The following is a 9,799-nucleotide window of genomic DNA, read 5'->3' on the forward strand; positions in this document are numbered from 1 at the left end:
GTGCAAGGATCAGACGTAGTTCGTGGGTCAGCGCCGGCAACAGGCGCTGTGCCTCTATGCTCAACACGCGCAGGGCTTGTTCGACGGCCATGCCGGATTCGAACAGGATGCGCAGTAGCGGAATGAAGGTTGCGACTTCGCGGGCGATCTGCTGCTGGCGGCTTTTGGCAACATTGGCCAGGACACGCTTGGGCAGCAAGTAGCCGACGCCCAAGGCGATCAATGGCGCCAGCCAGGGCGAGTCGACGTGGGGAAATAACAGGCCCTGGGCCACCGCCACAACGCCTAGCAGCGCCAACGGCGTGCCGATCTGTAAAGCGGCGAACATCGAGCGCTGGCTGGATTTGCGCCAGCCAACCCGGCTGAGCAGGATCTGGGTTTCGTTGTCCAGGCTGACCGAGCGTTGCGCCAGTTGGCTGCTACCCAGTTGCCGCATCAGGCTGCCGAGTTTATCTTCGCGGCCCATCTGGCCCTGTAAGCGTTGGGCAACCAGGCGTTGGCCGCGCCGATGCTTCATCAGATTGGCAAGCACCAGCCCGAGGGCGGCGAGGAACAACACAGCGCTGATCAGCAGGGCAATTGCCATGTCATACGCTCCGCAACATGCGCCATAAGGTGAAACAGCCCATCACCTGCATGACCAGGGCCACGAACAACAATATGCGCCCGGTGCCGTCGTTCCACATGGTCATCAGGTACGCGGGGTTCACCGCCAGGAAGTAGCCGACCATGGAAATGGGCAAGGCGGTAAGGACGTAGGCGGTCACCCGGGTTTCGCCGGTCAAGGCACGCAACTGGCGGGCGGCCTGCTCGCGCTCGCGGATCATCTTGATCAGGTTTTCCAGCAGCTCGCTGGCGTTGCCGCCATAGCGGTGGTTGACCTTCAAGCCCAAGGCAAACAGGCGAAACTCATCGCGCTCATAGAACTCGGCAAAGTCATGGGCCGACTCCGGCAGGCTGACACCCAACTGCACGTTGCGCTGGATACGGCCCATGGATTTCTTCAGAGGGTCCTCGCTGATCTCGATACCGCCCAGCACTGCGTCGGCCAGGGTGCGTCCGGCCTTGAGGCTGCGCACGGTGTGGTCGAGTAATTGCGGTAGTTGTTCGATCATGCGTTTGATACGTCGCTGATAGCGCCAGGCGATATACAGGCGCAGCAGCAGGGGGGGCACGACCAACATCACCAGCAGACCGAGCCAGCCGGCCACCATCAGTCCCAACACGACACCCAAGCCCCATACCGCCAGCCACAGTCCCAGATTGTCGCTGGGCTTACCCAGGCCAGCACGCAGGAACATACGCTCTACGCCGCTCCACTGACTGGTATCTTCAACCTGTTGGGGCTGGCCAGCGGCAAGGCGGTCCAGCACGCGATCAGTCTGGGCGCGGCGCAGGCCGTTTTGAAACGAGCGGATCGACAGACCGATCAGGATCAGGCAGGTAAGCAGCAGGATGGCCCCGGTCATGGTCGAGTTCCTTTCAAGGCAATGCCGGTTCGCGGCGCAGTTTTTCACCGGCCGGGTTGACCGCCTCGCGCAGGAAGCCGAAGCCGGTGCGCCGGTCGTGGCGGAACAGGGTGTTGGTCACGTATACGTCTTCGCGGATGCCCACCACTTCGACGACCTCGCTCACGCAGCGGCGACCATCGGGCAAGCGGGTCAACTGAATCACTACATCCAGTGCCGCACAAATCATCTGTCGCAAGGTTTTTTCCGCCACCACCCGACCGGTCAAACCCACCAGGGTTTCCAGGCGCAGCAGTGCATCGGCGGCGTTGTTGGCGTGCACGGTACTCATGGAGCCGTCGTGACCGGTGTTCATGGCGGTGAGTACGTCGAGCACTTCCACGCCCCGGATCTCACCCAGAATGATGCGGTCGGGGCGCATCCGCAGGGCATTGCGGATCAGGTCGCTGGCCTTGACCTCGCCATGCCCCTCGGCATTCGGCGGACGGGTTTCCAGGCGCACCACGTGGGGGTGGCCCAGTTGCAATTCGGCCACGTCTTCGATGGTCACCAGGCGTTCATGGGGGTTGATCAGTTGGCTGAGGATGTTCAGCAGCGTGGTTTTACCGGTGCCGGTGCCGCCGCTGATGAGGATGTTGCAGCGCTTGCCCACGGCTTCCTGGAAAAAGTCGAAGATGTTCTGGTCGATGGTCTGCATGGCCACCAGGTCGCTGCTCTTGAGCATGTCCTTGCGAAACTTTCGAATCGACAGGCATGGCCCGTCCAGGGCAATCGGCGGGATGATCGCGTTGACCCGGCTGCCATCGGGCAGGCGCGCATCAACCATCGGTGACGACTCATCCAGGCGTCGGCCCAGGGGCGCGAGGATGCGCTGCATCACACGCTCCACGTGATGTGAGTCGATAAACCGCAGGTCGCTCTGGTGCAGCAGGCCGTCACGTTCGATAAACACCCGGTGTGGGCCGTTGACCAAAATCTCCGTGACGGAAGGGTCGCGCAGCAGCACTTCCAACGGGCCGAAACCGGTCAGCTCATCGACGATCTCTTCGGCCAGGCGTTCCATTTCATAACGGGAAATGGCCAGGTGCATGCGGTTGATGTATTCGGCGACTTTGTCGATGACAAACTGCGCGAGCAATGGGCGCGAACCTTCCAGCAGGTTCTTCCCCGACTCTTCGATGGCATCGATGATGTAGCGATGCAGCACCAGCTTGAGCCCGTCGTGGTCGGTGTTGCCACCGAGGCTGCGGGCGGGTGCGCCGAAGAGTTTTTCGCCGTTCATTTGCCATGTCTCAGCAAGCGATCAAGCCAATTATGGGGAGTTTCTTTCAGAACCTGAGAACGTTTTGCCAGGCGTTCGCCCAGGGCTTTCAGGCCGTGGGTCAGGGGCTCGCGCGGGGCCAGCGTGAATAAGGTTTGGCCCTGGTTTTTTGCGTTCAGGCGCACTTCCGGGCTCAGGGGCAGCACGGCAATCACCTCCAGGCCGAAGCTTTTACCGAGGGCTTCTGAGTCAGGTGCACAGTTCTTGATATAGCGATCAACCAGCAATTTGGCATGTTCCAGCTTCATGCCTTTTTCGCGCCACTGGTTCAGCACGCCGAGGTTGCGGCGGCAATCCAGGACGCTCTGATCGGTGCACCACAACAGCTTGTCACAATGGCTGACAAAGGTACGCAGGGCTTCGCTGTCCGGCTGGCCGCCGAGGTTTACCACAATGTGCTGGAAGTGCTGGCGCAATGCGCTAAGCAGCATGTACAGCTCGGCAGCGCTGGTGCGCTCCAGGGGCTCGTCGTTGGGGGCATAGGCGAGAATGCGCAGGCCGTCTTCGGTGCTGGTAAAGGCGCTGTTGATCAGGGTGGTGTCCAGGCGCCGCAGGTGGCGCAGGGCATCGCCGAAATTGAATGAGCTTTCCAGCCCCAGCAACGCGAGGCTGTCACCCCGGGGCAGGCCCAGGTCCAGCAGCAGGGTCTGCTGCCCGCTCTTTTGTACGACCAGTGCAAGGTGGCTGGCCAGCAGTGCGCCGTCTGCGTCGCTCTGAGTGCCGTACAACACGGTGAGGCCACCCAGTTGGGTATTGGCGGTGACCGGTGGCAGGCGTTTGCTCAGGCGCCGCACCAGCCCGGCCACTTCGCTGGAACGCGAGCCGTAGGCGACAAAATCCCGCGCGCCGGCGCGCATGGCATTAAGGACCAACTGGTTGTCCATGCCGTCGCCGAGGGCGACGATGGCCAACATCGGCTTGGCTTCCAGCGCACCTTCGATCAACGCACTTTGGGCCACTACGTGCTCGCGGTCGAGGCCGATAAACACCAGGTTGGAGAAGGTCACATCGACCAGGGCAAGCAGTTCGTCCAGCGTGCCGCTGCCGGCGCTAACCACTTGGCCCAGGGGCGCCAGTGCGCCCTGCAGCCATTCCAGGTCGGTGGTGTTGCGGGTGATTGCCAGGAAGGTCTGGCTCAGGCTATCGCTCATTGAGACAACCCATTGAGTCGGTCAAAGTTGCCGTTTTCCAGGAAGTACAGGCGGTACCAATTCGGGTCGTAGGTCCGCAGCTTCTCGCCAGGCAAGGACGGCAGTTGAGCGTTGGCCGCCAATGGTTGTACGAGGTGTGGTGTGACGATCATCAGCAGTTCTTTGTCCTGGCGATTGATATTGGAGTCGCGAAAAAACGCGCCCAGAACCGGGATGTCTCCCAGTCCTGGGAACTTGCTGATACTGGTGGTGTTACTGCTGCTGATCAAACCGCTTATCACGAAGCTTTCGCCATCGGCCAGCGACACGCTGGTGTCGGTGCGGCGGATGGTCAGGGCCGGCACCTTGATGTTCTGAATGACCACAGCGTTGGTGTAATCCAGCTCGCTCACCTCTGGCGCCACTTTCAGTGAAATGCGGTTGTGATCGACCACGGTGGGGGTTAGGGTCAGGCGAATGCCGAACTCTTTGTACTCGATCGAAATGTTGTTGCTGCCGCTGCTGGGTACCGGGATCGGCACTTCGCCGCCCGCCAGGAAGGACGCACTTTGCCCACTCAAAGCCACCAGGCTTGGACGCGCCAGTGTGTAGGCAAAGCCGCTGCTTTCCAGCGCGTTGATCATCGCCGAGACGCGCCCACCGCCGAAGCCGATATTGAAGGTGTCGCCGTTGACTGGCAGGTTGCCGCGAAAGGCTGTGCCCACAGGGTTGGCGACATTACTCGGACTGCCGAACAGGAAGTTGCCGCCGCGTCCGAAAATCGAGGTGCTGGCCTCTTTGAGCTTGGTGCGGCTGACTTCGACAAAGCGAATATCGGTTTGCACCTGGCTGGGCAGCAGCGGGTCGTCGGATGGCGACAGCGCCAGGCTGGTCAGGGCTGAAGTGGCCTTGCCCTTGACGAACACGATGCTCTGGCGCGCCGTGTTCGAACAAGCCGTCCAGACCATCAGGCTGGTGGTGCCGGAAGCGACGCCGGTCAGCAGGAAACCACGGTCGCCGTTGAGGTGCACGTCGGCAATTTTAGGATCACCAATCGCCAGGCGGGTGATGGCCACCGGTGATTGAAGCTCCTGTTGCAAACCTTCTCCCACCGAGAGGGCGGCGGGCAGTTGGCCCAGGCTACCGCAATTGCCCGGGGCGGCCATGGCGAGACCCACGGGCAGGTTCGACAGCAGCAGGGCACAGGCAATTTTCAGCGTGAACACCGGTGCGAAACGTCGGCTCATGCACAGCATCCTTGTTCAGTCAGGTGTCTGTTGGGTGGCTTGATTACCCCGGATGACCTCGACACCTGTACGGCGCGGGCTACCCTGGGCGACTTTTTTCGGGGCTTGGGCAAAGGCCAATTGCGTGAACTGGTAGAGGTCGCGGTTGGCACTCTGCAGGTTGCCCGGCGCGTCGCTTTCGCCGGCCCAGTAATGGCTGAGCAAACGCTCATCGGCACTGCGTACGGCCAGGCGCAAGGTGCCGGCCTGGGTGGCGAGCATCAGGCGGCTCAGCAGGGCTTCGGGCACGGCCAGCACTACAGTGCGCGAGGGCGCGTGGCGTTGGGCTTTTTCTTCGGCGGTGAGTGCGGGCGGGGAAGCGGGGGTGCCGTCATTGCTCAGGCCCATTTGATCGCCGACGCTGAGCAGGCGCATGGCAGGCACCACCACCTGGGCCGATTGCTCGAGGTTGGCGGCGTCCTGGCGCAGGTACAGCAGTACATCCACATAATCGCCGGGGCTCAGTTGGCCGGCGGCACCAATCACTTCATCCACGGCAACGGCCAGGGCGCGCTCGTCCGGGCGGATCATGCGTGCCAGCGGGCCGCCGGGGGTGAAACTTTCTTCGTTCAACCAAGTGCCGGCGCGCAGGGCACGCCAGGGTGTGCGGCCGATGGCCTGGTCGACACTGGTCATGCTGCCGGCCGGTACGGTTCGCAATTTTTCCACTGTGAGGTCGGCGGCATTCAGGGCAACAAAGGGCGGCACATCGTGGGCCAGTACCACCACCGGCTGGCGGGTCTGGTCTTCCACCACGGCAGCGGCTTTTTCGACAGGTGCCGCTTGGGGGGGCGGTGGAGGTGCCGGGGCGGGCGTGCGGCTCAGGACCAACCCCCAATAACCGGCAAACAGCGCACCGATAAGGAGCACCCCGGCCAACACCATGCTCAAACGCGTGTTCATGACGGCTCTCCCTTTCCTGTTGCACTACACAACCCGTCTATCCGAGCGGGCTAATTTCGCAACGCGGCTGCTATGAACAGTAACTAACTATTTCGCTATTTGAAGGTAGTTCAGCTAGGACAAAATGCCATTACTGACAGGAAGATTTCTTACACACAGACAGAGGTGGCCTTTGAAATCACGGTTTTAAGGCGCCAACAAAGCGACCACTACTTTGTGATTAATCAGTTCTTACAGTTGTGAGGTGGGGGATTGTTGACAATGCTGAGATGGCACATCGCGATTACTGTGCGACGTAGTGACTAGGCGCCGGAGCGCCTGAGGAGAAATACAATGATCCTTGACCTGTTGATAAAACTTCAAATTCAACTTCAGTTGCTTTTTCAGCGTAAAGACGGCGCGACGGCGATTGAATACCTGATTCTGGTGGCGATCGTGGCGCTGGTGATACTGGCAGCCGGGACTACCCTGGGTCCGAAAATCACCACCTTCTTCGGTAAAATCAACACCGCCCTGACGTAAGTTCCTGAGCGTATCCTACGACTGAGGAGAAGTACGATGGTCCTTGATCTATTGATGAGAATGCGTGCCCAGCTGCTGGTGCTGTTTCATAAAAAAGACGGCGCGACGGCGATTGAATACCTCATTCTCGTGGCGATTGTGGCGCTGGTCGTGTTGGCAGCAGGGGCGACGCTGGGGCCACAAATCACCACCTTCATCGCTAAAATCACCACCGCCATTACGTGAGTTTCAGACAGCATCCTGTGAGTACACACGTCATTGATTGGTAACGCCAGGTAGTACCCATGAATGCTGCAACTGCTCCATTTCGCCAACAAATCCTGTTGGTGGACGACGAAGAGGATGCCCTCGTAGAACTGGCGGAATCGCTGGAGAACGAGGGTTTCGTTTGTTTTACCGCCACCTCCGTCACCGATGCCTTGCAGGAACTGACCCTGAACCCGGACATTGCGCTGGTCATCACCGACCTGCGCATGCCCGAGGAAAGTGGTATCTCCCTGATCAAACGCCTGCGCGAACACACCGACCGGCAGCACTTGCCGGTGATTGTGATGTCGGGGCATGCGGAGATGGATGACGTCAGCGACATGTTGCGTCTGCAGGTGCTGGACCTGTTTCGCAAGCCCATCTATTTGGTGCGTTTGATCGATACCCTCAACAGCCTTTTCCCCCTCGTCAAACACCGATTGTAGTGAGCGGGCTTGTCCCGCGCTGGGTGGCGCAGCCGCCCCAAAGCCAGACCCCTCGGATTTTCTGAAACCGCGCGACGTCCTTGTTGGGGTGGCTTTGCCACCCAGCGCGGGGCAAGCCCGCTCACTACAATTATCGTCAGAGTTGGTAGCTGAAGCTGAGGGTGTAGCGCGGTCGCCGGTTGAGGCTGTCCAGGGCGATGTCCGACATCGGCTTGGACGCTTCCAACGCGATGTTGTAGTACTTGTTATCCCCAAAGCGCAGGCCCACGGCCGCCGATGACATGTCGCTGCCTTTCACCGGCAGTTCGTTGAACCAGGTCTTGGCGCGGTCGAGCACGACATAGGGTTGCAGCACCTTCACCCAGTCACCGGCACGGTTGAAGCTGTAGTTGACCTCGTACGCCACCCCCCAGCCCTTATCGCCGGAAGCCTGGTCGTCGGGGTAGCCGCGGCCGAAGTTCTGTCCGCCGAAGGTGGCGCGTTCGCTATCGGGCAGGGTCGCGTCGCTCCAGTAGAACGCTCCCGACAGTACGCCTTGCCAGTTATCTAGGAACTTGTCGCTCTGCACGCCGGAGAGGCGCAAGCGGAAGAAGTCCAAGTCGGGTGTTCCCGTTCCTAGGTCACTGTGGGTCCTGGCACCCATGCCATTGATGCCCTGATACAGGCCGGCACTGAGGATGCGCAATTGTCGGGGGTCGGACTTGCGCCAGTCCCCCTCGAACGCCAGGGCGCGCAAGTCGGTTTGGATGTCGAAGCGATTGGGGTAGCCCACTAATTGATAACGTGTGGTCTGGTCAACGGCGTACAGGCGCGTGCCGAGAGTCAACGATTCAGTGGGTGAAGCAATCAGCGGATGGCTGAGGCCAATGGTGTAGCGATCGATCGACTGGTGCGGCTTGAGTTCGAAGCCACCATCGAGTTGGACGTTGCTCCTGGGGTCGGCGCGATAGCGTTCGGCGCCGAGGACGAGCTGGCTGCCCTCGGCATTGATGAACTGGCTGTAGCCGACGCGGTAGTAATGTTCTTTGTCGTTGCCAGGCGGGAACAGGCCACTGATGTTGAGCTGTTCGCCCATGGATGTCTGGGAATTGCTGGTGGCGGTGAGCAACGCTTGCGTGCCGCTGCGGTTGCCGTCCACCAGGCTCATGCTGGTGGTGAAGGGTTTGCGGCTGGCCTGGATCACCATGTGGGCGGCACCGTCCGTGGTGCCCGGCGGTGGTACTTGCGCTTGCAGGGTCACACCCGGAATACGGCCCATGAGCGTGGTGTAGCGCTCGAAGGTTTTGCGGGTGAGTGGGCGTTCGGCCAGGAGCTTGTTCGCTAGCTTATCGACATAGGCCGACACCGAGCCGATGTCGCCGCTTTGTTGGTAGTCCTTGATGTAACCCTCTACCAGCACCACGCGTACCAGACCGTTTTCAAAGTTTTGCTGCGGCAGGAAGGCGTAGGACAGCAGATAGCCGTCCTCTTGGTAGCGACGGGTGATGCTGCGCGTGGCTTCGATCAGTTGCGCCAGGTTGGTCTCATGGCCGATCAGCGCCGCGTAGGCTTAGGCCGTCTCGGCGAGCGGGTAGATCGTGCCACCCTCGATCTGCAACTTGCGGATGGTGACCTTGGTATCCATCAACAGGGCTTGGCCCTGGGTCGCGGGTGCTTCCGGCACTTGGGTTTTTGGCGTGACCGGTCTGTAGGCGTCGGCGGGGAGGTTGGGCACCGGCAGGTTGCGGATGGTGTCGTTGCTGTTGAGGAAGCTGGGAAGGGTCTCAGCCTGAGCGTAGGCACTGAGGGTAAGCAATAACAACGGCGTCAACACGCGCATAGGACACTCCATGGTCAACTGAAGCAGCGTTTCGGGCCCGCCGGGTTCTGAGACTCGGTTCGGGAGGGCCAGGCTTTGTTCGATAGGGCCAGCCCATAAAAAAGACGAGAGACTTATTCAGGGTCTCTCGTCTCAACCAAGCGTAGGCGCTGTAGGGGAGGCCGTCTAATCGGCCAGGTGCAATTCTATTTTTTGCCGGTCAGGCCGTTCAACAACCCTCCCAGGCCGCCACTGGTACCGGTGCTGGCACTGCCGTTGGCCGAAGTACCGGCGCTTGCGCCGACGCTCAAGCCACCGAGTAGACCACCACCACTGCTGCTGGTCCCGCCGGTGACCAAGCCACCCAGCGAGCCGACTGTGTTACCGACCGCCGTGACGGTAGTGCCTACGGCGTTCGTCACCGGGTTGGCGTTGGCAGCGGTCAGGTTGGTACCCAGGCCGCTGACAGCACCGCCGACTTGCGTGACCAAGCCGTTGACCGGCGCGCCGATACCCGTTGTGGTGCCGACGTTTTGCGTCAGGCTGGTGACGCCGCTCGTCACAGGGTTCAGCGCTGCACCGACGTTGGTGGCCAAGCCTGCCACTGGTGCCGAGGCGGCGGTGTTGGCGACGCCTGTTCCGCCGATGACAGTACCCAGCGAAGCCACGGTATTACCC

Annotated in this window: 10 protein-coding genes and 1 pseudogene; 3 read left to right on the forward strand and 8 right to left on the reverse strand. The window is 60.9% G+C overall.

Features of this window, described 5'->3' with window-relative positions; translation table 11 throughout:
• The 6 genes from ACRESD_RS06855 to cpaB all read right to left on the reverse strand — a co-directional run.
• Window positions 1–586: type II secretion system F family protein (locus ACRESD_RS06855; protein WP_431750237.1), on the reverse strand; the 586-nt coding region annotated here is incomplete at its 3' end.
• A gap of 1 nt (window position 587) precedes the next feature.
• Window positions 588–1,469, reverse strand: a complete 882-nt coding sequence (locus tag ACRESD_RS06860) for a type II secretion system F family protein (protein ID WP_431750238.1) — start codon at window positions 1,467–1,469, stop codon at window positions 588–590.
• 13 nt (window positions 1,470–1,482) lie between these two features.
• Entirely contained in the window at window positions 1,483–2,751 is a 1,269-nt protein-coding gene (locus ACRESD_RS06865) for a CpaF family protein (RefSeq protein WP_431750239.1), read from the reverse strand.
• On the reverse strand, window positions 2,748–3,941 hold the full coding sequence (locus ACRESD_RS06870; protein ID WP_431750240.1) for an AAA family ATPase: 1,194 nt from the start codon (window positions 3,939–3,941) through the stop codon (window positions 2,748–2,750). The genes ACRESD_RS06865 and ACRESD_RS06870 overlap by 4 nt, the downstream gene beginning before the upstream one ends.
• Complete coding sequence (locus ACRESD_RS06875) at window positions 3,938–5,167, reverse strand: type II and III secretion system protein family protein (RefSeq protein WP_431750241.1); 1,230 nt, start codon at window positions 5,165–5,167, stop codon at window positions 3,938–3,940. The genes ACRESD_RS06870 and ACRESD_RS06875 overlap by 4 nt, the downstream gene beginning before the upstream one ends.
• A 15-nt stretch (window positions 5,168–5,182) precedes the next feature.
• The gene (gene cpaB, locus ACRESD_RS06880; RefSeq protein ID WP_431750242.1) at window positions 5,183–6,109 is read right to left on the reverse strand and encodes a Flp pilus assembly protein CpaB; all 927 of its coding nucleotides are present in this window, start codon (window positions 6,107–6,109) and stop codon (window positions 5,183–5,185) included.
• Window positions 6,110–6,442: 333 nt separating this feature from the next.
• Between cpaB and ACRESD_RS06885 the strand changes: the two genes are divergently transcribed.
• Genes ACRESD_RS06885 through ACRESD_RS06895 form a run of 3 tightly spaced genes read left to right on the forward strand, consistent with a single transcriptional unit; the run spans window position 6,443 to window position 7,323 of the window.
• On the forward strand, window positions 6,443–6,631 hold the full coding sequence (locus ACRESD_RS06885) for a Flp family type IVb pilin (protein ID WP_431750243.1): 189 nt from the start codon (window positions 6,443–6,445) through the stop codon (window positions 6,629–6,631).
• 36 nt (window positions 6,632–6,667) lie between these two features.
• Window positions 6,668–6,856 (forward strand): Flp family type IVb pilin, encoded by a 189-nt coding sequence (locus ACRESD_RS06890; protein ID WP_431750244.1) that lies wholly within the window; start codon window positions 6,668–6,670, stop codon window positions 6,854–6,856.
• Between the two features lie 59 nt (window positions 6,857–6,915).
• A complete protein-coding gene (locus tag ACRESD_RS06895) occupies window positions 6,916–7,323 on the forward strand; it encodes a response regulator (RefSeq protein WP_431750245.1) in 408 nt (135 codons plus the stop codon).
• Window positions 7,324–7,459: 136 nt separating this feature from the next.
• Here the strand turns inward: ACRESD_RS06895 and ACRESD_RS06900 are convergent.
• Together ACRESD_RS06900 and ACRESD_RS06905 are read right to left on the reverse strand one after the other, a co-directional pair.
• Window positions 7,460–9,142: pseudogene (locus ACRESD_RS06900) on the reverse strand (ShlB/FhaC/HecB family hemolysin secretion/activation protein).
• Window positions 9,143–9,327: 185 nt separating this feature from the next.
• A partial coding sequence (locus tag ACRESD_RS06905; protein WP_431750246.1) for a collagen-like triple helix repeat-containing protein occupies window positions 9,328–9,799 on the reverse strand: 472 nt, incomplete at its 5' end.

It is taken from the genome of Pseudomonas sp. (assembly GCF_050739995.1).
Taxonomy (GTDB): Bacteria; Pseudomonadota; Gammaproteobacteria; order Pseudomonadales; family Pseudomonadaceae; genus Aquipseudomonas.